The organism is Rhodococcus sp. Leaf278 (genome assembly GCF_001426085.1).
GTDB lineage: Bacteria > Actinomycetota > Actinomycetes > Mycobacteriales > Mycobacteriaceae > Rhodococcoides.
In genome coordinates, this window is the sequence record NZ_LMRR01000012.1 from 1 (window position 1) to 24,589 (window position 24,589).

Annotated in this window: 24 protein-coding genes and 3 pseudogenes; 15 read left to right on the plus strand and 12 right to left on the minus strand. The window is 65.5% G+C overall.

Translation table 11 applies throughout. From position 1 onward, the window contains the following. From ASG84_RS26925 to ASG84_RS12730, 5 genes and pseudogenes are all read right to left on the minus strand, one after another. The coding region (locus ASG84_RS26925; protein ID WP_442970946.1) for an ATP-binding protein at positions 1–537 on the minus strand (537 nt) is incomplete at both ends. A 1-nt stretch (position 538) separates the two neighbouring features. Then, positions 539–1,260 (minus strand): annotated as a pseudogene (locus ASG84_RS12725) (biotin carboxylase N-terminal domain-containing protein); the annotation flags it as partial. A 1-nt stretch (position 1,261) separates the two neighbouring features. Next, positions 1,262–1,384: pseudogene (locus ASG84_RS28745) on the minus strand (biotin carboxylase N-terminal domain-containing protein); the annotation flags it as partial. Positions 1,385–1,398: 14 nt separating this feature from the next. Then, positions 1,399–1,623: an acyl-CoA carboxylase epsilon subunit gene (locus ASG84_RS28195; protein WP_235581648.1), complete on the minus strand. Its 225-nt coding sequence runs from the start codon at positions 1,621–1,623 to the stop codon at positions 1,399–1,401. A gap of 102 nt (positions 1,624–1,725) precedes the next feature. Beyond that, positions 1,726–3,316: pseudogene (locus ASG84_RS12730) on the minus strand (acyl-CoA carboxylase subunit beta); the annotation flags it as partial. 238 nt (positions 3,317–3,554) lie between these two features. Here ASG84_RS12730 and ASG84_RS12735 point away from each other — a divergent pair. The 4 genes from ASG84_RS12735 to ASG84_RS12750 are packed head-to-tail and all read left to right on the plus strand — an operon-like array spanning position 3,555 to position 7,075. Beyond that, positions 3,555–4,382, plus strand: a complete 828-nt coding sequence (locus tag ASG84_RS12735; RefSeq protein ID WP_057477734.1) for a biotin--[acetyl-CoA-carboxylase] ligase — start codon at positions 3,555–3,557, stop codon at positions 4,380–4,382. A gap of 47 nt (positions 4,383–4,429) precedes the next feature. Further along, on the plus strand, positions 4,430–5,029 hold the full coding sequence (locus tag ASG84_RS12740) for a PH domain-containing protein (RefSeq protein ID WP_057477447.1): 600 nt from the start codon (positions 4,430–4,432) through the stop codon (positions 5,027–5,029). A 39-nt stretch (positions 5,030–5,068) separates the two neighbouring features. Further along, entirely contained in the window at positions 5,069–5,749 is a 681-nt protein-coding gene (locus ASG84_RS12745; protein ID WP_032378125.1) for a response regulator transcription factor, read from the plus strand. 6 nt (positions 5,750–5,755) lie between these two features. Beyond that, the gene (locus ASG84_RS12750; RefSeq protein WP_057477448.1) at positions 5,756–7,075 is read left to right on the plus strand and encodes a sensor histidine kinase; all 1,320 of its coding nucleotides are present in this window, start codon (positions 5,756–5,758) and stop codon (positions 7,073–7,075) included. A 6-nt stretch (positions 7,076–7,081) separates the two neighbouring features. Here the strand turns inward: ASG84_RS12750 and ASG84_RS12755 are convergent, their stop codons facing one another. Next, complete coding sequence (locus ASG84_RS12755; RefSeq protein ID WP_057477449.1) at positions 7,082–7,642, minus strand: GtrA family protein; 561 nt, start codon at positions 7,640–7,642, stop codon at positions 7,082–7,084. Positions 7,643–7,788: 146 nt separating this feature from the next. On the opposite strand from ASG84_RS12755, the gene ASG84_RS12760 reads away from it, so the two are divergent. The 3 genes from ASG84_RS12760 to ASG84_RS12770 all read left to right on the plus strand — a co-directional run bounded on the left by ASG84_RS12760 (position 7,789) and on the right by ASG84_RS12770 (position 9,978). Next, complete coding sequence (locus ASG84_RS12760) at positions 7,789–9,042, plus strand: 5-(carboxyamino)imidazole ribonucleotide synthase (RefSeq protein WP_057477450.1); 1,254 nt, start codon at positions 7,789–7,791, stop codon at positions 9,040–9,042. A gap of 76 nt (positions 9,043–9,118) precedes the next feature. Further along, positions 9,119–9,592, plus strand: a complete 474-nt coding sequence (gene purE, locus ASG84_RS12765) for a 5-(carboxyamino)imidazole ribonucleotide mutase (protein WP_057477451.1) — start codon at positions 9,119–9,121, stop codon at positions 9,590–9,592. Continuing rightward, positions 9,589–9,978 carry a hypothetical protein gene (locus tag ASG84_RS12770; protein WP_057477452.1) on the plus strand — a complete coding sequence of 130 codons (390 nt, stop codon included), beginning with the start codon at positions 9,589–9,591 and terminating at the stop codon, positions 9,976–9,978. The genes purE and ASG84_RS12770 overlap by 4 nt, the downstream gene beginning before the upstream one ends. Positions 9,979–10,009: 31 nt before the next feature. Here ASG84_RS12770 and ASG84_RS12775 read toward each other — a convergent pair whose 3' ends face one another. Next, positions 10,010–10,729: a TIGR03089 family protein gene (locus tag ASG84_RS12775; RefSeq protein WP_442970933.1), complete on the minus strand. Its 720-nt coding sequence runs from the start codon at positions 10,727–10,729 to the stop codon at positions 10,010–10,012. A 67-nt stretch (positions 10,730–10,796) separates the two neighbouring features. Beyond that, complete coding sequence (locus ASG84_RS12780) at positions 10,797–12,197, minus strand: LCP family protein (RefSeq protein WP_442970947.1); 1,401 nt, start codon at positions 12,195–12,197, stop codon at positions 10,797–10,799. 474 nt (positions 12,198–12,671) lie between these two features. On the opposite strand from ASG84_RS12780, the gene rfbD reads away from it, so the two are divergent. From rfbD to ASG84_RS12795, 3 genes are read left to right on the plus strand one after another with little or no spacing between them, the layout of a single operon-like run. Beyond that, complete coding sequence (gene rfbD, locus ASG84_RS12785; protein WP_057477736.1) at positions 12,672–13,517, plus strand: dTDP-4-dehydrorhamnose reductase; 846 nt, start codon at positions 12,672–12,674, stop codon at positions 13,515–13,517. Positions 13,518–13,560: 43 nt separating this feature from the next. After that, on the plus strand, positions 13,561–14,472 hold the full coding sequence (locus tag ASG84_RS12790; RefSeq protein ID WP_057477454.1) for a glycosyltransferase family 2 protein: 912 nt from the start codon (positions 13,561–13,563) through the stop codon (positions 14,470–14,472). Next, complete coding sequence (locus tag ASG84_RS12795; RefSeq protein ID WP_032376891.1) at positions 14,462–15,556, plus strand: sugar phosphate nucleotidyltransferase; 1,095 nt, start codon at positions 14,462–14,464, stop codon at positions 15,554–15,556. Before ASG84_RS12790 ends, ASG84_RS12795 begins: the two co-directional genes overlap by 11 nt. Before the next feature lie 16 nt (positions 15,557–15,572). On the opposite strand, the gene ASG84_RS12800 is transcribed toward ASG84_RS12795, so the two are convergent. From ASG84_RS12800 to cofD, 3 genes are all read right to left on the minus strand, one after another. Further along, positions 15,573–16,034: an NUDIX hydrolase gene (locus tag ASG84_RS12800; protein ID WP_156399517.1), complete on the minus strand. Its 462-nt coding sequence runs from the start codon at positions 16,032–16,034 to the stop codon at positions 15,573–15,575. A 106-nt stretch (positions 16,035–16,140) separates the two neighbouring features. Next, positions 16,141–17,493, minus strand: coding sequence for a coenzyme F420-0:L-glutamate ligase (locus ASG84_RS12805; RefSeq protein WP_057477737.1), 1,353 nt, complete (start codon positions 17,491–17,493; stop codon positions 16,141–16,143). A gap of 23 nt (positions 17,494–17,516) precedes the next feature. Next, positions 17,517–18,491, minus strand: a complete 975-nt coding sequence (gene cofD / locus ASG84_RS12810; protein ID WP_057477456.1) for a 2-phospho-L-lactate transferase — start codon at positions 18,489–18,491, stop codon at positions 17,517–17,519. Positions 18,492–19,208: 717 nt separating this feature from the next. Between cofD and ASG84_RS12815 the strand changes: the two genes are divergently transcribed. Then, on the plus strand, positions 19,209–19,442 hold the full coding sequence (locus ASG84_RS12815; RefSeq protein WP_027496498.1) for a WhiB family transcriptional regulator: 234 nt from the start codon (positions 19,209–19,211) through the stop codon (positions 19,440–19,442). A 36-nt stretch (positions 19,443–19,478) separates the two neighbouring features. Here the strand turns inward: ASG84_RS12815 and ASG84_RS12820 are convergent, their stop codons facing one another. Next, positions 19,479–19,964, minus strand: coding sequence for a metallopeptidase family protein (locus ASG84_RS12820; protein ID WP_057477457.1), 486 nt, complete (start codon positions 19,962–19,964; stop codon positions 19,479–19,481). A gap of 72 nt (positions 19,965–20,036) precedes the next feature. Here ASG84_RS12820 and ASG84_RS12825 point away from each other — a divergent pair, with 72 nt between their 5' ends. The 4 genes from ASG84_RS12825 (at position 20,037) to manA (ending at position 24,453) form a co-directional block, all read left to right on the plus strand. After that, complete coding sequence (locus ASG84_RS12825; RefSeq protein ID WP_170944848.1) at positions 20,037–20,444, plus strand: DUF3499 domain-containing protein; 408 nt, start codon at positions 20,037–20,039, stop codon at positions 20,442–20,444. 184 nt (positions 20,445–20,628) lie between these two features. Then, a complete protein-coding gene (locus ASG84_RS12830) occupies positions 20,629–22,011 on the plus strand; it encodes a phosphomannomutase/phosphoglucomutase (RefSeq protein WP_057477458.1) in 1,383 nt (460 codons plus the stop codon). Positions 22,012–22,081: 70 nt separating this feature from the next. Then, a complete protein-coding gene (locus ASG84_RS12835; protein WP_057477459.1) occupies positions 22,082–23,224 on the plus strand; it encodes a hypothetical protein in 1,143 nt (380 codons plus the stop codon). Then, on the plus strand, positions 23,224–24,453 hold the full coding sequence (manA, locus tag ASG84_RS12840) for a mannose-6-phosphate isomerase, class I (RefSeq protein ID WP_057477460.1): 1,230 nt from the start codon (positions 23,224–23,226) through the stop codon (positions 24,451–24,453). Before ASG84_RS12835 ends, manA begins: the two co-directional genes overlap by 1 nt. Positions 24,454–24,589: the final 136 nt, after the last annotated feature.

Here is a 24,589-nt window from a genome sequence, read left to right on the forward strand (position 1 = left end):
GATTCGACACCGGAATCCACGCGCACTCCCGGACCGGACGGGGCGGTGAAGGTGGTGACCGGTCCGGGGGCGGGCAGGAACCCACGGCCGGCGTCTTCACCGTTGATCCGGAACTCGAACGAATGCCCCCGCGGTGCAGGGTCTTCGGTGATGGACAGCTCGTCACCGTTGGCGATCGCGAATTGTTGCAGGACGAGGTCGATGCCGGAGGTTTCCTCGGTGACCGGGTGCTCGACCTGCAGACGAGTGTTCACTTCCAAGAACGAGACGAGGCCGTCTTGGCCGACGAGGTATTCGACCGTCCCGGCACCGTAGTAGCCCGCTTCGAGGCAGATGGCTTTGGCGGAGGCGTGGATTTCTTTGCGTTGGGCGTCGGTGAGGAACGGGGCGGGTGCCTCTTCGACGAGTTTCTGGAAGCGGCGTTGCAGGGAGCAGTCGCGGGTGCCGGCGACGATGACGTTGCCGTGCTGGTCGGCGATGACCTGGGCTTCGACGTGGCGGGGCTTGTCGAGGTAGCGTTCGACGAAGCATTCCCCCNTCTTCGACGAGTTTCTGGAAGCGGCGTTGCAGGGAGCAGTCGCGGGTGCCGGCGACGATGACGTTGCCGTGCTGGTCGGCGATGACCTGGGCTTCGACGTGGCGGGGCTTGTCGAGGTAGCGTTCGACGAAGCATTCCCCGCGCCCGAATGCCGCGACTGCTTCGCGGGTGGCGGAGTCGAACAGTTCGGGGATTTCCTCGCGGGTGCGGGCCACTTTCATGCCGCGGCCGCCGCCACCGAACGCGGCTTTGATGGCGATGGGGAGGCCGTGTTCGTCGACGAACGCGAGAATCTCGTCGGCGTCTTYGACCGGTTCGGAGGTGCCGGGGACCGAGGGTGCTTTGGCGCGGGCGGCGATGTGGCGGGCGGTGACCTTGTCGCCGAGGTCGCGGATCGATTGTGGGGAGGGTCCGATCCAGATCAGGCCTGCGTCGATGACGGCTTGGGCGAAGTCGGCGTTCTCGGAGAGGAATCCGTAGCCGGGGTGGATGGCGTCGGCTCCGGAYTTGGCGGCGGCATCCAAAATTTTGTCGATCACCAAATAGGATTCCGCCGAGGACKSYCCGCCGAGTGCGAATGCTTCGTCGGCCAGGCGGACGAACGGGGCATCGGCGTCGGGTTCGGCGTAGACAGCGACACTGGCCAACCCGGCATCAGCGGCCGCCCGGATCACCCGCACCGCGATCTCACCACGATTGGCAACAAGAACCTTGGTGATCTTNGGCGTAGACAGCGACACTGGCCAACCCGGCATCAGCGGCCGCCCGGATCACCCGCACCGCGATCTCACCACGATTGGCAACAAGAACCTTGGTGATCTTCCGATGAGAATTGGACGTAGTCATAGAGTGGAGTTCCTTCACTGGCCGTATCGGGCATTGACGAAAAGAGCTGGGGCGCTGGCGAGTCCATATCGATGCATATCTTCCGGTCGACCCCACAGATCGAGCACCGGCGGAGATTCTTGAACCACGGAAGTCTGCGCAGCAGTCAGCACGGCGACAACCGCGGCGATATCGGCATCGGTCGGACGCCCACTGAACGTCCAACTACCCTGAACAGCAACATGATTCGCTTCGCTCATAGTGGGATGTTTCCGTGTTTCTTGGGTGGGAGGGTGACTTGTTTGCGTTCGAGCAGTCGTAGCGCGGTCACGATCTGCCCGCGGGTGTGACTGGGCGGGATNTGGGATGTTTCCGTGTTTCTTGGGTGGGAGGGTGACTTGTTTGCGTTCGAGCAGTCGTAGCGCGGTCACGATCTGCCCGCGGGTGTGACTGGGCGGGATGACGGCATCGAGGTASCCGCGTTCGGCCGCGACGTACGGGTTGACGAGGGTGTCCTCGTACTCCTGCTGCAACGTCAAACGCAACGCATCGACGTCCTCACCGTTCTTCGCGGCCTCGAGCAACTGCTTGCGATAGACGAACCCGACCGCACCCGAAGCCCCCATCACCGCGATCTGCGCCGTCGGCCACGCCAAGTTCACATCGGCACCCATGTGCTTGGACCCCATCACGTCGTACGCCCCGCCATACGCTTTACGGGTGATGACGGTGATCTTCCCGACCGTCGCCTCCCCGTAGGCATACAACAACTTCGCACCCCGCCGAATGATCCCGTTGAACTCCTGCCCCGTCCCGGGCAGGAACCCCGGCACATCGACCAACGTGATGATCGGAACGTTGAAACAATCACACGTACGCACGAACCGCGCCGCCTTCTCCGAGGCATCGATATCCAACGTCCCCGCGAACTGSGTSGGCTGGTTGGCCACGATCCCCACCGACCGGCCGTCGACCCGCCCGAACCCGACGATGATGTTGCGGGCCCGCCCCTCCTGCACTTCCAAGAATTCGTCGTCGTCGAGGATCCGGCGAATCACCTCGTGCATGTCGTACGGAGTGTTCGGCGAATCCGGAATCAACGTATCGAGCTCGAGATCCTCCGCCGTCAGACAATCCTCGATCGCCCCCACAACCGGGTCCGAGGGCACCGTCCGCGGCGCATCGGCACGATTGTTCGACGGTAGGTACGACAGGAGGTCTCGTACGTACTCGAGGGCGTCGTGCTCCCCGGACGCGACGTAATGCGCGACCCCGGAYTTCTCCATGTGSGTGTGCGCGCCACCGAGTTCTTCCATGGTGACGTTCTCCCCGGTGACGGTCTTGATGACATCGGGTCCGGTAACGAACATCTGGGAMGTGCCGTCGACCATGACCACGAAATCGGTCAACGCCGGCGAATACACGTGCCCACCGGCGGCGGGGCCCATGATCAGCGAGATCTGCGGGATCACCCCGGACGCGCGGACRTTGCGGTGGAAGATCTCCCCGTACAACCCGAGSGAGACCACCCCTTCCTGGATGCGKGCTCCGGCACCTTCGTTGATCCCCACCAGSGGSCGGCCGGTCTTGACGGCCAAATCCATGACCTTGACGATCTTCTCGCCGTAGATCTCCCCGAGGGAGCCACCGAAGACGGTCGCGTCCTGGGAGAACACGCACACATCACGGCCATCGACCGTGCCGTAGCCGGTGACGACACCATCGCCGAGGGGACGGTTGTCGCCCAACCCRAAATTCTGGGACCGGTGCCGCGCCAACGCATCGAGCTCGACGAACGAGCCCTCGTCGAGCAACGCCGTGATCCGCTCCCGCGCAGTCAACTTGCCCTTCGCGTGGACCCGCTCCACCGCCGCCTCACCCGAGGGATGCTCCGCACCCGCGAGACGTTTACGAAGATCGGCCAATTTACCCGCAGTGGTATGGATATCGGGTNTGGACCCGCTCCACCGCCGCCTCACCCGAGGGATGCTCCGCACCCGCGAGACGTTTACGAAGATCGGCCAATTTACCCGCAGTGGTATGGATATCGGGTGTTTCGGCCGACCCGGGTGCAGTGGAATCCTGGACGCTGGTCATGGGGCAACACTTTAACTGCGGGTGTGATCTGCGACCCGACCGAGGGTGGTTCGCCGACGATGTCCGTCGTTGCCGAGCCCATATGCTGGTGCTCATGTGGACAAACCTCGATCGCCCACCCCTCGACGTCCGCGCACTTCGTCGGGCACTGGTGGACGGACCGCAGGCGTCATGGTCACGTCTGGACGTCGTGGCCGAGACCGGTTCGACCAATGCCGACCTGGTGTCCGGGGTAGCGAACTACGCCGACCGGACCGCACTGATCGCCGAGCACCAGGACAACGGGCGCGGTCGGCACTCGAGATCGTTCTCCGGTGCGCCCCGGTCGCAGATCCTTTTGTCGATGCTGCTGAAGTTCCCGGGGATCGATCCAGCGGTACTCGGATGGCTGCCGTTGATGACCGGAATCGCGCTGGTAGACGCGTTGCGGACCGTCGGCGAAGTCGATGCGCGACTGAAGTGGCCCAACGACGTACTCATCGAAGGGAAGAAGGTCTCGGGCATCCTTGCCGAGGTTGCTGCGCACGGACCGTCCCCGACGGTGGTCATCGGGCTCGGAGTCAACGTGTCGATGACCGCGGGCGAGTTGCCGGTGTCCACGGCCACGTCGCTCGCTCTCCAGAACGCAGCGGTTCTGGATCGCGACACGTTGGTGCGCGCGATTCTTCGCGGGGTGGCCGCAGAAGTGGACTCGTGGCGTGACTCGAACTGGACGACCGATGCGCTCGCACACCGGTACCGGGATCGGTGCGGCACCATCGGTCAACGCGTTCGAGTCGATCTTCCCGGCGGCGAGGAGAAGTTCGGCACTGCCGTCGACGTCGACGAGCACGGCAGAATGGTCATCGAGTTGGAGCACCCCGGCGCAGGTCGGCTGGCGGTCGCGGCCGGTGACGTCACTCATCTCAGGCCCGTCACGTGAGACCATCTCAGCTCGACGGATGCAGTAGCGAGTAGTCAGGAGTGCACGTGGGGTATCCACAAAGTGCGTTGGCAGACGAGGAAGAGCTCCTGCTCCATCATCACCCGCACTGGAAGATGCTGATCCTCCCGTCGATCACGTTCGTACTCGTCACAGGCGTCGCCGGTGTGGCGCTGGGCGTCGCGAGTGCGCGGCTCCAATCGACCGCCGCGAACATCGCCATGATCGCGGCAGCGGTGGTGTGGGCGGCAATAGTCGGGTGGCGTTGCTTGGTACCGCTGATCAGTTGGAAGTGCACCCACTTCATCGTCACCGACCGGCGTGTGTTGATTCGCCAGGGCGTGTTGACTCACTCCGGCATCGATATTCCGATGAGTCGAATCAGCAACGTGCAGTTCCGCCACGGCCTGCTCGACCGGATGCTGGGCACCGGAACACTCATCATTGCCTCGGCATCGGACGATCCACTCGAGTTCGACGACATTCCGCACGTCCAACGTGTCCATTCCTTGCTCTACCAGCAGGTATTCGACTCGATGGAGTATCGCCGCGAGTCCGTGCACGGTCGAGAGGCTGCATTCGAGCCGATGGTCGACGATGTGCCCGCAGAATCCAAGCCCGGATGGCGCGTCGGGAAACGCAGGTAACACAGGCTGTTCTCACTTTCGATCCGTAGGGTGACCGATGTGACCGACGTGCTGCTTGCCGAAGACGACGAAGCTATCGCTGCGCCCCTGTCCCGTGCTCTCGGGCGGGAGGGGTACACGGTGACCGTCGAACAGACCGGCCCTGCCACCCTCCAACGCGCCTTGGATGGAAAATTCGATCTGCTGATCCTCGACCTGGGGCTACCGGGTATGGACGGGCTCGAGGTGTGCCGGCAGGTGCGAGCCAACCGATCCGAGCTCGCCGTACTCATGCTCACCGCGCGAACCGACGAGGTCGATTTTGTGGTCGGCCTCGATGCAGGCGCAGACGACTACGTGGGCAAGCCCTTCCGGCTCGCCGAGCTCATGGCGCGTGTGCGTGCGCTACTCCGCCGCCGAGGAGCGGGGGAGGACTCGCCGATCGAGGTCGGAGCCATTCGCCTCGAGCCGGCGGCCCGCCGCGTCCTCGTCGGTGGCACCGAGATCTCGCTCGCGAACAAAGAGTACGAGCTGCTGAAGGTCCTCCTCGATCACGCGGGCCAAGTGGTCTCCCGCGATGTGATTCTGCGCGAGGTCTGGGGCGATGCCGAGCTGCGCGGATCCAAGACTCTCGATATGCACATGTCCTGGTTGCGTCGCAAGATCGGCGACGAGGGACCCGTTGCCGAGCGGCGTATCGCGACGGTGCGCGGCGTCGGATTCCGCATCAACAGCGACTAGTCGTCGATGCGGCGTCGAATTCTGGTCTCGATTCTTGCTGTCGTCGTGATGACGGCACTGTTGCTCGGCTTACCCCTGATGTACACGGCGTGGTTGTGGGTCGAGGATTTCACCCGTAACGACCTGCAGGCCCGTCTCGACCGGATGGCGAACGAGATCATCTCGCAGGAGGGCTCGGCAGGTCTGATCGAAGGCCAACTCGACATCGGGTCACTGCGGTTGGCGATCCCCCAGGGGGGACGGCTGGTGGTCATCTACCCGACCCCCGAGGATGCCGCCTCGCGAGCGGACATCGGTCAGGCCTTCGTGGATCGCCCGCTCGTGGAGTCGTTGTCGATGGGTACCTCTGGTTCACTGAGACTCGAAGTGCCGTCCGACGACATGCGTTCCCTTCAACGCCAGGCGCTCGGAGCGGTGACTCTCGTGGTACTCGCGTCCGCGATGGCAGGCACGGTTGTCGCGGTTCTGACGGCCAAGCGATTGGCCGATCCGCTACAGGACGTGGCCCGGCGCGCCGCTCGACTTGCCGAGGGTGACTTCCGGCCGGACCCACGACGGCACGGGATTGCCGAGCTCGACCGAGTCTCGGAAGTACTCGATTCGGCCACCGTCGAGATCGCCGGCCGTCTGCAGCGTGAACACACGCTGGTCGCCGACGTCTCTCACCAGCTTCGCAGCCGCTTGACGGCGGTCCGGCTACGGCTGGACGAAATCTCCACGTACCCGGATCCGGCGGTGGTGGACGAGGCAAACGAGGCGATGGACCAGGTCGATCGGTTGACGCTCGCCATCGACGAGCTCGTTCGGTCTTCCCGCAGTGACGGTGCGGCCGGCGCACACGAAGTCTCGGTCATCGAGGAACTGACCGGCACCGTCGTCGAATGGCAGCGCAATTTCGAGGACGCTGGCCGCAGCCTGGAGCTCAAGGGCGATACGGACCTCAAGGCGTCGGTGACGGGATCACGCCTGCGAGAGGCGGTCTCGGTGTTGGTCGACAACTCCCTGGTGCACGGCGACGGTACCTGCACAGTCGCGGTGAGGGCAGTCTCGGCGGTCGAAAGCACCGATCGACGGAGGGAACGACTGGTCTGCGTGGAGGTATCCGACGAGGGGCCGGGCGTGAGCAACGAACTCGCGCCCCACATCTTCGATCGCGGATTTTCCGGTGCCGGATCCACCGGTGTCGGGCTGGCGTTGGCCCGGGCTCTGATCGAAGCGGACGGCGGGAGGCTGGAATTGCAACGTCGTCGACCAGCGCTGTTCTCGGTGTTCATACCTGCGTGGCGTGAACCGTCGCCTGCGGTCGCGCGCCGAGAACCGCGTTGAGACCGGTCAGGGCTGGTCGAGTGCGTCTGCAGCGCCGGTAGGGTCATCGTTGCGTTCGGCATCGATCTCGAGGATCGTGCGCGCATTCTCCTCGGGAAATGCGAAACGCCTCAGCGCCCAGAACCGGAACGCCATCTGGAGAAGATTGCCGATGATGTAGTTCAGGACGAAGTCGATGATGACGACCATCGTCAGGGACTCGCTGGTGTCGCGGATGTCGAAGATGTTGTTCGCGATCCACAGGGGACCGGCAGCAATGAGCACACCGACTCCGCTGATGCCGAAGAAGAGCAGGGCTTCGTGGTGTCTCTCGCGTCCGCCGCGGTGTTTGAAGGCCCATTCGCGGTTGAGGAAGTAACTCAGCAGGGTCGCGAGCACGCCCGAGATGATCTTGGCGATCACCGGCTTCTGCTCGAGCACCGTCAGACTCAGCGAGTAGAAGATCACGAGGTCGAAGACCATCGTCGTGCCACCCACGATGGCGAATTTGATCAGCTCGCTGTGCCGAATCGCAAGGTCCCTGATGGGCTTGGGTAAGCGTCGAAGCACGCTGTCGATCGTCGGCACAACGGTGAAGTCTACGAAACGTACGACCGATCCGACGAACCGACGCTCTGATCATCAGGGTTTCCACAGGTCCCCGCCGAGTCGGCACTCTCGTGTCCGGCTGCCGGTTCGGACCGAAGGCGCACGACATGACACCATGGTGAGCCGTGACAGGTACCGAACCTCGCCCCACAGCTGCGCGCCCGTCGTCGACCGGAATGCCAGTGGTCACGATGATCGGCGGCGGTCAGCTCGCACGAATGACCCATCAATCCGCCATCGAGCTCGGGCAGACGCTTCGGGTTCTGGCCGCGGGCTCGGACGAGCCGGCGGCGCAGGTGAGCCCCGATGTCGTATTCGGGCATCACGATGACCTCGACGCACTGCGCACTGCGGCGACCGGTTCCAACGCGCTCACGTTCGACCACGAGCACGTGCCGACCGAGCACCTCGAGACTCTCGTGGCCGAAGGCGTCAACGTACAGCCGCCACCGAGCGCGCTGATCTTCGCGCAGGACAAACTGAGGATGCGGCGCAAGCTGGCAGAATTGGGCGCGCCCGGCCCCGCCTACGAGGAGGTCGCGTGGGCGCAGGACGCCATCGCGTTCGGGGACGAGCACGGGTGGCCGGTGGTCCTCAAGGCCGTCCGCGGCGGATACGACGGGCGCGGTGTCTGGATGCCCGCAGACGCCGAGGAAGCAGAGGCGATCGTCACCGCTCAGCTCGACCTGGGTGTACCGCTCATGGTGGAGGAGAAGGTCGCCATGCGCCGCGAGTTGTCGGCCATGGTCGCGCGATCGCCGTTCGGCCAGGGTGCCGCGTGGCCCGTCGTGCAGACCGTGCAGCGCAACGGCCAGTGCGCCGTCGTGCTGGCACCTGCTCCCGATCTGGACGAGGACGTGGCCACCTTCGCCGGCCGGCTCGCACTCGACATCGCAGGTGCGCTCGGTGTCGTAGGAGATCTAGCGGTCGAGCTGTTCGAGACCACCTCGGGCAAGCTGCTGGTCAACGAGCTCGCCATGAGGCCGCACAATTCCGGACACTGGACCATGGACGGGTGCCGTACCTCGCAGTTCGAGCAGCATCTACGTGCGGTGCTGGACTATCCACTCGGAAACACCGACCCACTTGCTCCGCTGACGGTGATGGCCAACATTCTGGGCGCGCCGGAGGCACCCGAGATGACGATGGACGAACGGCTGCATCACCTGTTCGCCCGCATGCCCGATGCGAAGGTGCACCTGTACGGAAAGGGTGAGCGCAAGGACCGCAAGATCGGCCACGTCAATATTTTGGGCTCGTCGTCCGGTTCCCTCACCGATCCCGCATACGTGGCCGCGGTGCGTGAGCGGGCCGAACGTGCCGCGCACTGGATGTCGCACGCCGAATGGACCGACGGATGGGATCCACACGATGACTGACAACTCCACTATCGCTGAGGCCGGGCCTGCACATGAGGGTCGTTCCGCAGGCTCCACTCCTGCCGTAGGCCTGATCATGGGCAGCGATTCCGACTGGCCGACCATGGAAGCGGCAGCAGAAGCACTGGCGGAGTTCGGTATTCGGTTCGAGGTCGGTGTCGTCTCGGCCCACCGAACCCCGCAGCGGATGCTCGACTATGCCCGCGAGGCCGCCGGTCGTGGCATCAGGGTGATCATCGCCGGTGCCGGGGGAGCGGCGCACCTGCCCGGCATGGTGGCGTCGGCGACGCCACTGCCGGTCATCGGGGTGCCGGTACCGCTGAAGTACCTCGACGGTATGGATTCGCTGCTCTCGATAGTGCAGATGCCTGCGGGCGTTCCCGTGGCCACGGTGTCCATCGGCGGTGCCCGCAACGCGGGGCTGCTCGCTGTACGGATTCTGGGTGCGTCCGATCCCGCGCTGCAAGAACGAATGTCCGCGTTCCAGGCGTCACTCGAGGCCATGGTGTTGGAGAAGGACAAAGCTCTCCGCACCACGTTGTTGGGATGAGTGCGGCTGTGTCTCGGCACGAGCTGATTCGGCGAGCCGGACGGGGCCGGTGGCAGTCGATGCTGGTGACACGGCTGGCGTTGGTCTACGCGCGTGTATGGCGCGGAACCGCGCACTTCGACGACGAGTTCTCGATTTTCGTCTGCACCGGCCTGCGCGGCGGGTTCGGTCGTGGCGGAACGACATTCGGTGGTGCCTACCTGACGAAAGGCAACACCGGCCGTCGGGTGTTGCGGCACGAGGCCGTGCATGCGGATCAGTGGGCGCGTTTCGGGTTGACGTTCCCATTTCGATACCTCGCCGAGGAAACGCGGCATCGTGGGGCCGCGAACAAGTACGAAATCCAGGCGGGTCTCGCAGACGGCGGTTACCGGAAGCCCGGGTGAGTACTGCGCTCGCGCGGTGAGGGCCGGACAATCAGGTCAGGGTTGCGGTGACCTTCTCGGTTTCCGTGCGTCGCTCGGACTTCTCCTCGTCCGCATTGGTCACCTGAACCAGCGAGGCTCCCGCGACGAGCACCGACACCAAACCCTCGATGATCTCGTCGGGGGTGTTCCAGGACGCAGTCGACAGCACCCGATCGGCGGCTGTCCACGAATGCGTGTCGGCGGCCGCGCGGGCGGCAGTGAGCACCTCGTCCACCGAACGACCGTCCAGTGCCGCTGCCCCGCCGTCCGAGATCCGGAACTGATCTCCGTGCACCCGCACCGAGGTTGCGTAATCGGTCATTCCGATCGGCAGGTCGGGTACAGCCTTACCGAACGCGTCGAGTGAGAAGGCCAACACCTCGTCGACATCCGGGGCCTCGGCAAGGCGATCTGCCGCCACCATGGCCAGGTCTGCGGAATCGTCGGCGCCGAGCACCACCTCGCCGCCGGCCCACCATGTACCCAGCAGTACCGCTGCCGTCTGCCAGTGTGCGGGCAACAGCACGCTCACCTTGCCGCCGACCTCGAAGGCGAACTCGTCGCGCAGCAGGTTGGCGGTCTTGGCGGCCCAATTCGCGAGTGTCACCGCCGAGACCTCCACCCGCTCGCCGGTCGCATCGTCGTAGAACGTGATGCGCGGACCGGCCGGGTCAGCGGCGAGAATCGGGTCGAGCAGGGTCTGAGTCAGATTCGAGGCCACACCACGCACCCTAGATGACGACTCTGCGCGCCTTCTCACGCGCCGTGAACAGCCGCCGCCGAAGTCGAAGACCGTGTCAGTTGACGCACATCGGGCCGGTGGAGCCGGCGTCGATCGGAGCCGCCGGCTCCTCGGGAACGGCCGTACCGGATTCGGGTGCAATGGTTTCGGCTGTGGCCGCCTGCCCGGAACCGGGGCCTGCGTAGTCGTCGGCGAGCACCACACGAACGGTGTCCGACCCCAGAGTGTCGTCCGCGGTGATCTGCAGTCCGCCCAGTGCGGCCGACACGGCGCGCGCTGCGTCACTGTCGACGTCGGCGGACTGGATGCGGCTCGCCGAGATGGACGAGCCCTCGTAGTTTCCGATGGTCCCGCCGAGGTAACCCAACGCCGCCAGGGAACCGGCGACGCCGTTGGCGAGTCCTTCGATACCGCTGTCGTTCGCGACGTCCACGGTCACCGTCGACGGATCGACCGCCGGGGCCTCGGCATTTTCGGCATTGGCCTCCGCCGAATTGCCGTCGCCGAGCAAACTCGCGACGTACTTCTTCACCGCGGCAGGATCGACCTGGACGATCGATTCGCCGTAGTCGGTCGTGGCGTTGATGTCGACAGCGGGAATGGTCTCGAACTTGACCTTGCCACCGGCGAGATCCTGGAGTCGAGTAGCGAATTGCAATATGTCCCAGTCGGAATCGAGCGTCACCGAACGCTGTACCGCGGTGCTGAGTTGACCCAGTTTGCTGGGATTGCTCAGGGTCTTGGCGCTCAACACACTCCGCACGAGCGAGGCCATGAACACCTGCTGGCGCACGATACGGTCGAGGTCTCCGCGGGGAAGATCGTGCCGCTGTCGCACGAAGCTCAGAGCCTGTGATCCGGCCAGCTTCTGTACCCCGGCCGGGAAGTTCGCACCCGAGAGTGGTTCTTGCACAGGGTTGTTGAGGCACACCTCGACGCCGCCCACAGCATCGGTCAACAATACGAAGCCGAGCAAGCCCACCTCGGCGTAGTGATCGACGGTGATGCCGGTCAAGTTGGCGACGGAATCGATCAGAGCCTCGCGCCCGGCCTCGGTGGCCTGGGACTCCGCATCGGCGTCGGCGACACCCTGCTCCACCAATTCGAGTCTCTTGTTCTCCTTGGTCGCGCCGTACGCGGCGTTGATCTTCGACATCCCGATGCCCGGTACCTCCACGTACGAATCGCGTGGGATGGAAATGGCCGTGGCCGACGATCCGTCGTTCGGGACGCGGATCAATACGATCGTGTCGGTGTTCGATGCCACCTCTTCACCGGCGTTGAGGGACGCGAGCTCATCTGACGACAACGCGTTGCCGTGGGCGTCGGTGCGGCTGTCGGTGCCGACCATCAGGATGTCGACTGCCCCGTCTGCCGCGCCGCCGAGACCGAGGCCACTCGCAGTGGCGATGTTCGATCGAAGACTGTCGACACTGCGCCACGCGAAACCTGTCACCAGCAGAACAAGTACCGACAGGACTGCTGTCGCGACGTGCGTGGCGGGCCAACGGCGTCCGCCGACGCGGGTAGGGGCGCCGCCCTCGGGTTGTGCTTGCCCGACGGGACCGCGGGGATCACGCTGCCTCGTCCGGTGCGTTCTGGCCGTCGATTCGCCGCGGCTTCGCTCGCGGGACCGGCGCTGACCGCGCTGTTCTTCGTCGGGGTATCGACGCGCGGCACGTGCTTCGAGATCCTCGGAACGGTGGGCACCGCCTGCATCGGAACCGTCGGGTCGCCGGTGAGTGCGCCGCCGCGGCGGGGGAGTGCGCTCACCTCCGGGCGTGCCTGAATCTCGTGGCACCGTTCACGACCCTCTCGTTCCGGCCGACTTCGACAGCCGACTGCTTCGTTCTCCCCCCGCCGTTCGAAGGTTACTTGTCGGCGGTCGCTGCCTCGCCCAACCGAACCCGGCGTGCCACACTTGGCAACCGTGAATGCGATCCTGGTAACCGGTGCACACGGCCAGTTGGGCCGAAGGGTGGTGGCTCTCGCCGCCGAGCGGGGCAGCGGTGCGAAGGTTCTCGCGTATTCGTCCGCCGACCTGGACATCACCGACTCCGCTGCGGTCGCTGCCGTGGTGACCGCAGGAGCAACGGTGATCAACTGCGCTGCTTACACCGCGGTCGACGCCGCCGAAGCCGATGAGGCCAGGGCCATGGTCGTGAACGCGGACGGCCCCCGAAATCTCGCACGCGCCTGCGGGCGTGTCGGTGCCCGGTTGATCCACGTCTCCACCGACTATGTGTTCGACGGCACAGCGACCGAACCGTACGAGGTCGACGCGAAGCCCGCGCCGCAGTCGGCGTATGGACGCACCAAATTGGCCGGCGAGCTCGCCGTGCGCGACGAGTTGCCCGAGGCCGTCGTCGTGCGGACCGCGTGGGTGTACGACAACACGGGTAAGAATTTCGTGACCACGATGCAGCGGCTCGAAGGTGAGCGCGACACCCTGTCGGTGGTGAACGACCAGATCGGGTCGCCCACGTTCGCCCTCGACCTGGCGTCGGGCCTGCTCGAGATCGAAGCCGACCCGTCCGTGGCCGGACGGACCCTGCACTACACCAACGCGGGCCAGGCCAGCTGGTTCGACCTCGCGCGCGCGGTGTTCACTCACATCGGTGCCGATGCAGAGCGAGTGCAGCCGTGTTCGAGCGCCGAATACGTCGTGCCCGCACCCCGGCCGGCCTACTCGGTACTCTCGCCGGCCGCCTGGATCGACGCAGGCCTCACGCCGGCGCGCCCGTGGTCGGCTGCACTGACGGCTGCCTTGACGTAGTCGAGGTGAGGGATTCCGTCACTCTCGGGCTAGTCTTGCCCGCGTGAGTTCCGAGCTGGCCGTAGTGACGGTGACCTATTCGCCCGGCGAATACCTGGATCAGTTTCTGACGTCTCTGCGTGAGGCCACAACGCGCCCCTATCGGGTGATCATGGCCGACAACGGCTCTGTCGACGGCACCCCCGAGGCGGCCGAGGCAGCTTTCGGCGAGGCCGAGTTGCTGCGTACCGGTGCGAACATCGGTTACGGAGCAGCGGTCAACCGCGCGGTGGCCGCCGTCGACCCGGCTGTCGAGTTCGTCGTCGTGGCCAACCCCGACGTCCGCTGGCATCCCGGTTCGCTCGACGGACTCCTCGACGCAGCCGCCCGGTGGCCACGCGCAGGTTCTCTCGGTCCGCTCATCCGCGAGCCCGACGGCTCTCGTTACCCGTCGGCTCGGTCGGTGCCCGATCTGACGTCGGGCGCGGGACACGCGATACTGGGCAAGCTCTGGCCGAAGAACCCGTGGACTCAGCGGTATCGCCAGGAGAACGAGACGGTGACCGAGCGCCCCGTGGGGTGGCTGTCGGGATCGTGCCTACTGCTGCGGCGGTCGGCGTTCGATTCGATCGACGGATTCGACTCGCGCTACTTCATGTACATGGAGGACGTGGATCTCGGTGACCGGCTCGGCAGAGCGGGTTGGCACAACGTCTACGTTCCCGGTGTCGAGGTCACCCATTCGAAAGGCCATGCAGCAGGACGGCATCCGGAGGTGATGTTGCCTGCGCATCACACCAGCGCGTACCGCTTCCAGGCCGACAGACACGCGCGGACGTGGCAGGCTCCCTTACGATTGGCTCTGCGCGGTGGTCTCGGTCTTCGCTCGAAGATCGTTGTGAACTCGGCGCTTCGGGCCCGCGCAGTGGACGGACGACTCACGGACGAGAGAACAGAGGCTGGACATGTCGGATAGTTCCCCATCGGTCGCCGCACGTACCGATGCAGTCATTCTGGTCGGCGGCAAGGGAACTCGGCTCAGGCCCCTGACGCTCTCGGCACCCAAGCCGATGCTTCCGACCGCCGGACTGCCGTTCCTGACCCATCTCCTGGCCCGCATCAAGGCCGCGGGAATCGAGCACGTCGTGCTCGGAACGTCGTTCAAAGCCGAGGTGTTCGAGCAGCATTTCGGAGACGGATCCTCGCTCGGCATCGACCTCGAATACGTCTTCGAGACCGAACCGCTCGGCACCGGCGGAGGCATCAGAAACGTCCTTCCGCGACTGCGCGCCGAGAACGTCATGGTCTTCAACGGGGACGTGCTGGGAGGCACCGATCTGACAGCAGTTCTCGATACGCACCGCACCACCGACGCCGATGTCACCTTGCATCTGGTTCGCGTCGGCGACCCGCGCGCGTTCGGTTGTGTGCCCACCGACGAATCCGGCCGCGTGACAGCGTTTCTCGAGAAGACGCAAGATCCGCCGACCGACCAGATCAACGCCGGTTGCTACGTTTTCAAGCGCGAGATCATCGAGTCGATCCCGGCCGGCCGGCCGGTGTCGGTGGAGCGAGAGGTGTTTCCTGCCTTGCTCGCCGAGGACAAGAAGGTCTACGGACACGTCGACAGCGCGTACTGGCGTGACATGGGTACGCCGGAAGATTTCGTCAAGGGCTCGGCCGATCTGGTCCGCGGCATCGCGCCGTCGCCCGCGCTGCACGGAGATCGTGGTGAGTCCCTGGTTCACCCGAGCGCAGGAGTGGCACCGGGCGCACTGTTGATCGGCGGAACCGTCGTCGGCCGCGGGGCCGAGATCGGAGCGGGAGCTCGCCTGGACGGTGCCGTCGTGTTCGACGGTGCGGTCGTCGAAGCGGGGGCCGTCGTCGAGCGATCCATTCTCGGTTTCGGTTCTCGCATCGGACCCCGCGCCCTCGTGCGTGACGCGGTCATCGGCGACGGTGCGGACATCGGCGCTCGCTGTGAGCTGCTCCGCGGGGCGCGCGTGTGGCCCGGAGTCAAGCTGCCCGACGGCGGAGTGCGCTTCTCCACCGACGTCTGACCCGTTCTGCTCGTCGCTAGCGGCGGCGAGCAGCGAGGGCGACGAGACGGTCGATCGTCTCGTGCTCGGCGTTGTCCGGCAGAGCGTCGACCGGCCACCATCGAAGATCCGTCGACTCCTCGCTGCGCACGGCCCGGGCACCGTCCGGGGCGCGGACCAGGAACCTCAGGTCGAGGTGCCGGGTGGCCTTACCCAGCGAGCACGTGATCGGGTGCGTGTGGGCCGAGAGCAGTACCGGATCGATGACCAGGTCGTCGATCCCCGATTCCTCGGAAGCCTCACGCAGGGCGGCGTCGACCACCGTGTGGTCCGTCGGTTCGCAGTGGCCGCCCAGCTGAATCCACCGGCCGACCTTCGGATGAAGGGTCAGCAGCACATGGGTCCCCGATTCGTTCAGTACCAGCGAGGACGCCGTGAAGTGGCCGGCTTCGTTGGCGCGCAGACATGCATCGAGGTTGCTGTGCAGGAACGCCAGCATGGTGTGGCGGAGCGATTCGTCGTTCGAATCCGACGGTGCCCAGCGGTCGAGTGACGCTCGGACCGAATTCCACAGAGTCGAATGAGGCGGCGTCGACGCTGACACGTCAGAGCTCCAGCAACGACGACCCGGGGAGCACCGGATCTCGAACCGTCGACGGCTCGCTGGGGTGCCCTATTGCAATGGCTCCCATGGCTTTCCAATCTGCACGCAGTCCGAGTTCGGCGCGCACGGTATCGGCGGCGAAAATGGTCGAGCCGATCCAGCAGCTGCCCAGTTCGCGGACCGCCAGAGCGACCAGCAGACCCTGGACGGCGGCACCGACCGCCACGGTGAACATCGTGTCCTCCGCGGCTCGACGCCTCTCGTCGGGGTACGAATGCGCGCCGTCGGGCACACAGAACGGAACGATGATTTCCGGTGCGTCGAACAGAATGTCGCCGCGGCTCAGTCGCGCGGCGATCCGGTCCTCACCGAGGCCGTCGGCGGTCAGGTCGGCGCGCCACTGCTCGCGCATCGTCTCGAGGAGCCGACGCCGCAGCGCCGGAGTCCTGACCCACACGAATCTCACCGGTCGGGTGTGGTGCGGGGCAGGGGCGGTGAGGGCGTCGGCGACCGATGCGCGAACGAGTTCGGGATCGACCGAGTCCGAGGAGAACGAGCGCACCGACCGTCTCAGCAGCAGAGCCTCCTTGCGGCCGCGATCGAGCGCTTCGGCGGTGCCGAGCCAGAACAGGTCGTCCTCGCCGCCGCGCAGGAGAGCGGCCGCAGTGGAACCGTCGTCGACCGGTGCCAAGCCGCGTACGACGGCGATCGGGACACCGCCCAGCTTGCCCTTCACCAGATCGCCTGCGGCCGCGAGTTCGTCTGCGATCGCGACCTCGGTCACCACGAGCTCGTTGCCCTGACCGTCTTCGGCCCCGGCGTAGGCGTGCAGAACCGGCAGGCCCGCAGCGCCGATGGCGGCGTCGGTCTGGCCGATTCGCCACGCCCGCCCCATGGTGTCCGTGACCACCACGGCCACCGTCACTCCCAGTAGGTCGCCGAGAGCTGCGCGCAGGGCCGCGGCACTGGCATCGGGGTCCTCGGGCAGCAAGGCCAGTTCGCCGCCGTCGACGTTGGAGCCGTCGATGCCCGACGCGGCCTGCACGATGCCCAGCCGATTTTCGGTGATGAGGGTTCGGCCCTTGCGCGCGACGATGCGCACAGCTTCCTGCTCCACCAGCACTCTGCGGGCAGCGTCTCGCTCGTCCGCGTCGCGCGGAGCCTGCACCAACCGACCCTCGACCTTGGAGACGATCTTGCTGGTGACGATCAAGATGTCGCCGTCGCGCAACCATGGCGCTCGCTCGGCGATTGCCGACGCCAGGTCGTCACCCGGTCTGAATTCCGGGAGCCCGGTGATCGGCAGCATTTCGATCGAACCGCCCGGTGCATGATCGCTCGGTACCGGAGACATCGAACCGCTCTCGCCCGGATCGATCACAGGTCGAGTCCGGCCGCGAGCAGCGCGGTACGCGCCATCACCGCGGTGGTCTCGGGGTCGGTCATCAGCAACGGGACCGACTGCACGTCCACGCCGTCGACAACCGCGGAGTCGGTGGTGTGTACCAGCCACGCATCGAGAATTCCTGTCCCGCTTCGGCTTCCGTAGTGACGGCCGACCGCCTCTGCCGTGGTGTCGACACCGATGACGGACAGACACTCGTCGGCCATGCCGCGTAACGGCTTACCGTCGACGACGGGGGAGAGGCCGACCACCTTGGCCGCTGTGGTCCGGAGCGCCCCACGAATACCCGGCACCGCAAGGATCGCGCCGACACTCACCACTGGATTGGACGGTGCCAGGACGACCGCGTCGGCTTCGGTGATTGCGTCCACCACTCCTGGTGCCGGAGTTGCCTGTTCGGCACCGATATTGGCAAAACTGTGGGTCGGAATCTGAGCTCGGTAACGAACCCACCACTCCTGGAAGTGAATTGCGCGTTGCTGTTCACCGCTCGGGTCGTCGGGATCGGTGATGACGACGTGGGTCTCCGACCGATCGTCGGTGACGGGCAGCAACCGGACGCCCGGTTGCCACCGGTTGCACAGAGCTTCGGTGACGGCCGACAAGGGAAAACCGGTGCGCAGCATGCGACTGCGAATCAGGTGGGTGGCGATGTCACGGTCTCCGAGTCCGAACCAGTCGGGATCGGCACCGTAGGCCGCGAGCTCGTCGCGAGCGTTCCAGGTCTCGGCGATACGGCCCCATCCGCGTTCGGTGTCGATTCCAGCACCGAGGGTGTACATGCACGTGTCGAGATCCGGGCAGATGCGGAGGCCGTGCATCCACACGTCGTCGCCTACATTGACCACCGCAGTTATCTCGTGCTCGGGGTTGTCGCCGAACAAGGATTTGAGACCCTGAAGGAACCGCGCGCCGCCGACGCCACCGACCAGAACAGTAACTTTCACAACGCACGAGCCTAGTGGGGTTGCAGCAGTGCCGGGCGAGCGCCCACCCGGTGCTGAGCCCGACGAGCGGACCGTGTGCAGGTGCCATAACAGCCGCGACACGCACGGGACGGGCTCCGATTCGGGGAGACAGCCGATTTCGGGCATGGGATGGTATTGGATTTGCGCGATCGGCTTGACCGCGACACACCTGTGCGTGTCTAATCACAGGTATGTCATTCAGTGTTCGCAGCACGAGTTCGATTGCAGCGAACCTGGTTTCGAACACTCGTTCCCTTCCTGCTCGTCCTCGCGTGGACGTCGAGTAGAGGTCGAGAGTTGGACGAGCGCATGTGCGCTCGGACTCGCCAGTTCGACCGAATACCTGCGCGGGGCAAGGTATCCGAGCACACGAAGACCGAAAGTATCTGCGCTACCACAGGTGAGGAGGCGGAAGCGATGTATGACGAGCACGTGACACGTGATCAGCGGGGCGGACCCACTGCACACCTCAGCGCAGTCGACGACGCGCCGCAGACCGAGTCCGTCGACGGGGCAGATTCGAGCGTCACGTCCGACGCGGGTTCTGCGTACGTGGCGCGAACGACCGAGACGCACATCGAGACCGACACCGATACCGACAACGATGTCGAATCCGATGCCGACCTGATGCCGTTCGTTGCCGAGTCGGTTCCGCCGGCCAAGCCGTTCCTCAGTCTCGTTGCAGGTTTCGACGAGATGTTCGAGGAGATCGAGGATCAGTGGCAGGAGCGCGCACTGTGCGCGCAAACCGATCCAGAGGCCTTCTTCCCGGAGAAGGGTGGCTCGACCCGCGAGGCGAAGCGAATCTGTCTCGGCTGCGAGGTCAAGGACGAATGCCTCGAGTACGCACTCGCCAACGACGAGCGGTTCGGAATCTGGGGTGGGCTGTCGGAGCGGGAACGGCGTCGACTCAAGCGCGGTATCGGCTGAGCCCTGCGCAGTCATTCGGTTGTCCTCGGCCCGTAGTCATTCCGGGGCGCTGTTCGGATCCACCTCGTCCGGATCGATCCCGAGATACGTTGCTACTTGCTCCACCAGAACCTCGAACAACAGGTCTTCCAGATCTTCGGGGTGTTTTGCGCGACGTTCGAGCGGTCGCCGGAACAACACCACCCTGGCGCGTGTCGTCTCTCCGCGCTTGTCTATCCCGGCGGGCACCAACCGCGACAGCGGCACCGGACCTTCGGCCACGACTTCGGGTGGCCATGTCACGGACTCCGGGTCCAGCGCTCTGATCTTGGGCACGTCGTCGACGGCGATGTCCAGCTTCGAGAGCTTGTCGTGCCACCGATGATCGATTCGCGCGAACGCGTCGAGCACCAGTCGGTCGAACTTCTCCGCCCGTGAACGTCTGGCCGGGATGTCCTCGGGCAGAACCGGTCCGCGGATGCCGCGGCCGTGCCGTGCCACGGACCGAGAGGTGATCCTGCGCGCGGAGGGGAATCGAGGCATGGGGGGAGGTTATCGCGCGCGTCCGGTGTGTCGGTCGTTCGGTCGGTTGCACCTACCGGATAGTCTGCATTCGTGAGATCACTGCGTGGCTGCTGCAGGCCTGGTTGCAACCGTTCTGCTGTCGCAACGCTCACATATGTCTACTCCGATTCCACCGCGGTCGTCGGGCCGCTGGCCACCGTGGACGAGCCTCATTCGTGGGATCTGTGCGAGATACACGCGTCGACGACCACCGCGCCGAAGGGCTGGGAGCTCGTACGGTACGAGGGCGGCTACTCGACGTCGACACCCGACGAGGACGACCTGACGGCACTGGCCGAGGCGGTTCGTGAGGCCGGCCGCGGCGATCGCGTCCGCTCCGAGGACCGTGAGATCGATCGGTCCGCGTCTCGTCCGTCCGACGGTGAACGTCGATCCGCCCCGGCCGTCCGGACCGGCAGGCGCGGCCACCTTCGAGTTCTTCCCGATCCCACGTCCTGAGCCACCGCGCGCACCGGTGTGGTGTAGCGACGTCCGACTGGCCGGTCCGACTGGCGTCTGGCAAGGTTTTCCAGCAGAACCGAAACGGTCGGTGCCGTTCTGCCGATACTGGTGCGGACGCACCGTCACACGCTCGACGACGCCGGTGTGCGGCGTCGCAAGAACGATCACCAGGAGAATCTTCGTGGCCCGAACCGCAGAGTCCGTCAACGCCGTCATCAAGGCCTACGACGTCCGTGGCGTCGTCGGTGAGCAGATCGACGAGGCGTTCGTGCGAGACGTCGGAGCCGCGTTCGCACGTCTCGTGCGCGACGAGGCGGGGGCCGCACGGTCGGTCGTGATCGGCCACGACATGCGTGATTCGTCGCCCGCACTGTCCCGGGCCTTCGCCGATGGTGTCACCGCCCAGGGTCTCGACGTGGTGCACATCGGCCTGGCGTCCACCGATCAGCTGTACTTCGCCTCGGGCCTGCTCGAATGCCCGGGGGCGATGTTCACCGCCAGTCACAATCCGGCGAAGTACAACGGGATCAAGCTGTGCCGCGCAGGCGCGAAGCCGGTGGGGCAGGACACCGGTCTGGCCACCGTCAAGGCCGAACTGGTGGACGGGGTACCCGAGTTCGACGGCCCGGCCGGAACCGTGACCTCCCGCGACGTCCTCGACGAGTACGCACAGTTCTTGCGAGACCTGGTCGATCTGTCGGGAATTCGCTCCATGAAGATCGCTGTGGACGCGGGCAACGGTATGGGCGGGCACACCGTCCCAGCAGTGTTCGGCCCGTTGCCGGTGACGATCGAGCCGTTGTTCTTCGAGCTGGACGGCAGCTTCCCCAACCACGAGGCCAATCCGCTCGATCCGGCGAATCTGGTGGATCTGCAGCGTTTCGTCGTCGAGACCGGCTCCGCTATCGGGCTCGCGTTCGACGGCGACGCCGATCGCTGCTTCGTCGTCGACGAGAATGGCGACCCGGTGTCGCCCTCTGCCGTCACCTGTCTGGTGGCCGAGCGCGAACTGGCCAAGGAGCCGGGCGCGGTCATCATCCACAACCTCATCACCTCCCGTTCCGTACCTGAGCTGGTCACCGAGCTCGGTGGCACGCCGGTACGAACCCGTGTCGGCCACTCCTTCATCAAGCAGCAGATGGCCGATACCGGAGCCATCTTCGGGGGAGAGCACTCGGCCCACTACTATTTCCGCGACTTCTGGGGTGCCGACTCCGGCATGCTCGCCGCGTTGCATGTGCTCGCCGCTTTCGGTGCACAGGACCGCCCACTGTCGGAGATGATGGCAGCCTACGAGACCTACAGTGCATCGGGCGAGATCAACTCGACCGTCGACGACGCGGCAGGTCGCACCGAGGCCGTTCTGGCGGCGTTCGCCGATCGAACCGCGAACATAGACCGACTCGACGGCGTGACGGTCGATCTCGCCGACGGTTCCTGGTTCAATCTGAGGGCCTCGAACACCGAACCGCTGCTTCGACTGAACGTGGAAGCTCGCACCGGTGCAGGTGTGGATGCACTTTCGACCGAGATATTGGGCATCGTTCGCGCTGGACTGGAATAGTGGTTACCAAGGGTTCATGAGTGGGTAAGCGTTCGTTTCCGGTCGGTGACGAAGGGGAGGTGTCGCAGCCATGACAGCAGTGTCGTCTCTGGTCGATCTCGACGATGCCGATGCTCTCATCGCGGCCGATCGCGAGGGTGCGTTGCGCAGTGCTGCTCTGGCGGGCGCGCAGGTTCGTGCCATCGCGACGGCGGTGGACGAAGCGGTGCTCGCTCGGTTGGCCGATCTGCGTCCCAGAAGTGTGGTCATCGTGACCGGTGACGGTCGCAGCAGCCGGGCGGCGTCACTTCTCGTCGCAGCGCTCGGAGACCGACTCGGTGTGCCGCTGGTTCGAAGTACCGGAACTCCGCCGTGGATCGGCCCGCTCGATGTGGTCGTGGTGGCCGGCGACGACGCCGGCGATCCGCGCCTTGCCGAGTCCGTGGATGCCGCAGCCCGTCGCGGCGCGGAAGTGGTGGTGGTGGCACCAGAGGAAGGGCCGCTGCGTGCCGTCCGAGGGGCCAGGGTCATGTGGCTGCCGCCGCGTATTGCTGTCCGCGACCACAACGCCCTGATGCGCTATCTCGCCGCATTCGTCGCCGTTCTCGGTGCGGTCGCCGGTGGATCGTGGAAAACGTTGCTACCCAATCTGTCTCGTCTGGCCGACCTGCTCGATGCCGAGGCGGTTCGAAACAGTCCGTCCAACGAGGTCTTCCACAACCCGGCCAAGGCCCTCGCCAGCGGTATGAACGGTCGGCGGGTGGTGCTGTCCGGCAGTAGCGCAGCAGCCGTCGAGGTGGCTCGGCACGGCAGTGAGGTGCTACTACGTGTGGCGGGTGTGCTCGTCGGTGCCGGCGAACTGGGTGATGTCATCGCGGCGTCCGTTCGTGCTTCGACTGTCCAATCCTCTGGCACGGCAACGGCATTCGATTCGTTCTTTCACGACGAACAGCTCGACGGCCCGCCGCCCGCTCTGCCGATGCGTGTCATCGTCGTCGCGTCCGACGTCGAACGGGCCATGACCGAACGACGATTGGCCGGTGTGGCCGAATCGGAACTGTTGCTCGCCGAGTCGAGTGAGGCGCTGTTCGGCGGTGCGAGGCCGGGATCCGATCTCGACATCACCGTCGCGCCTGCCGGTCCGGTTACACTTTCGGTGCTCGACACCATGTCCGTGTTGGCGACGCGGTTGGACACGACTGCCGCGTATCTGTTGTTGATGGGCGGTAGCTAGTGCAGCTCTTGCGAGGTGCGGTTCGGTCTTATGCATGGGGGTCGCGAACCGCTCTGGCCCGAATTCAGGGTCGCCCGGTTCCGTCCGATCATCCCGAGGCCGAGATCTGGCTCGGTGCGCACCCGGCCGATTCGGCGCAGGTGCTGCACGAGGGTGGTAGCACCCCACTGCTCACGTTGATCGACGGGGATCCGGCGACGCAGCTGGGAGGCTCGGCTCAGCAGTACGAGTCCCGACTGCCGTACCTGTTGAAACTGCTTGCCGCAGAAGAGCCTTTGTCGTTGCAGGCCCACCCCAGCAGTGCACAGGCCCGTGAAGGCTTCGCGCGCGAGAATGCGGCCGGTGTCCCCATCGATTCTCCGGTGCGTAACTATCGGGATCCCAATCACAAGCCGGAACTGATCGTGGCGCTGACGGAGTTCGAGGCGCTGGCCGGCTTTCGGAGCCCCACCGAGACCGTCGAACTGCTCGACGCGTTGGGCGTCGCCGCGCTCGGCGGGTACCGCACATTGCTTGCCGCACAACCCGACGCGTCCGGACTCCGTACGGTGTTCACTTCCTGGATCACGCTTCCCGGGCAGTCGCTCGACAATATTCTGCCGGCCGTTGCCCAGGGTTGCATCGATTACCTTTCCGGTCCTGCGCGTACCGACGGCGGCCGATTCGCGGCCGAGGCCAGAACCCTGCTCGAGCTCGGCGAGTCCTATCCCGGCGACGCCGGTGTGCTTGCAGCGTTGCTGCTGAACCGGGTGACCTTGGCTCCCGGTCAGGGCCTGTACCTGGACGCCGGAAACTTGCACGCATACCTGCGCGGAACCGGAGTCGAAATCATGGCCAATTCCGACAACGTGTTGCGCGGGGGACTGACTCCCAAGCACGTCGACGTCCCGGAACTCCTGCGGGTCCTGGACTTCGAGCCGGCCGACATCTCTCCCATCACTCCCGGTGAGGGTGATCGGCCCACCTACCTGTACCGCACGCCCGCACCGGAATTCGCGCTGAGCCGGACGGCGGTGCCACCGGGGGAGACGGTCGAAATACCCGGATCCGGCCCTCGAATTCTGCTGTGTACCGGCGGAACCGTCGTGGCGAGTGCCGGTGGACGCTCGCCCGGGTTGACGGTGTCGCAGGGCAGCTCGGCGTGGATACCGGCTGCGGATCGATTCGTCACCGTGACTGCTGATTCGGACGCGGCCGAGGTGTTCGTGGCCTCCGTCGGTCGCCAGTAGATCCCTTCCGTCCGGCCGCACCCGTCCGGCCGCACCCTGCGGCGGTCTTTTCGAAGAGCGGAAGTGCGCAATCGACGTGCCCGAAGGCAATAGTCTGATGTCACAGTGAACTCTGCGACGGGTGTGATCCGTGGGC

Excerpts from the sequence above, each read along its gene's own strand:
- ASG84_RS28195 (WP_235581648.1), bottom strand. The coding sequence starts at position 1,623 with ATGAGCGAAGCGAATCATGTTGCTGTTCAGGGTAGTTGGACGTTCAGT.
- ASG84_RS12735 (WP_057477734.1), top strand. The coding sequence starts at position 3,555 with ATGTGGACAAACCTCGATCGCCCACCCCTCGACGTCCGCGCACTTCGT.
- ASG84_RS12750 (WP_057477448.1), top strand. The coding sequence starts at position 5,756 with ATGCGGCGTCGAATTCTGGTCTCGATTCTTGCTGTCGTCGTGATGACG.
- purE (WP_057477451.1), top strand. The coding sequence starts at position 9,119 with ATGGGCAGCGATTCCGACTGGCCGACCATGGAAGCGGCAGCAGAAGCA.
- ASG84_RS12770 (WP_057477452.1), top strand. The coding sequence starts at position 9,589 with ATGAGTGCGGCTGTGTCTCGGCACGAGCTGATTCGGCGAGCCGGACGG.
- ASG84_RS12795 (WP_032376891.1), top strand. The coding sequence starts at position 14,462 with ATGTCGGATAGTTCCCCATCGGTCGCCGCACGTACCGATGCAGTCATT.
- ASG84_RS12800 (WP_156399517.1), bottom strand. The coding sequence starts at position 16,034 with ATGCTGGCGTTCCTGCACAGCAACCTCGATGCATGTCTGCGCGCCAAC.
- ASG84_RS12805 (WP_057477737.1), bottom strand. The coding sequence starts at position 17,493 with ATGTCTCCGGTACCGAGCGATCATGCACCGGGCGGTTCGATCGAAATG.
- ASG84_RS12815 (WP_027496498.1), top strand. The coding sequence starts at position 19,209 with ATGTTCGAGGAGATCGAGGATCAGTGGCAGGAGCGCGCACTGTGCGCG.
- ASG84_RS12820 (WP_057477457.1), bottom strand. The coding sequence starts at position 19,964 with ATGCCTCGATTCCCCTCCGCGCGCAGGATCACCTCTCGGTCCGTGGCA.
- ASG84_RS12835 (WP_057477459.1), top strand. The coding sequence starts at position 22,082 with ATGACAGCAGTGTCGTCTCTGGTCGATCTCGACGATGCCGATGCTCTC.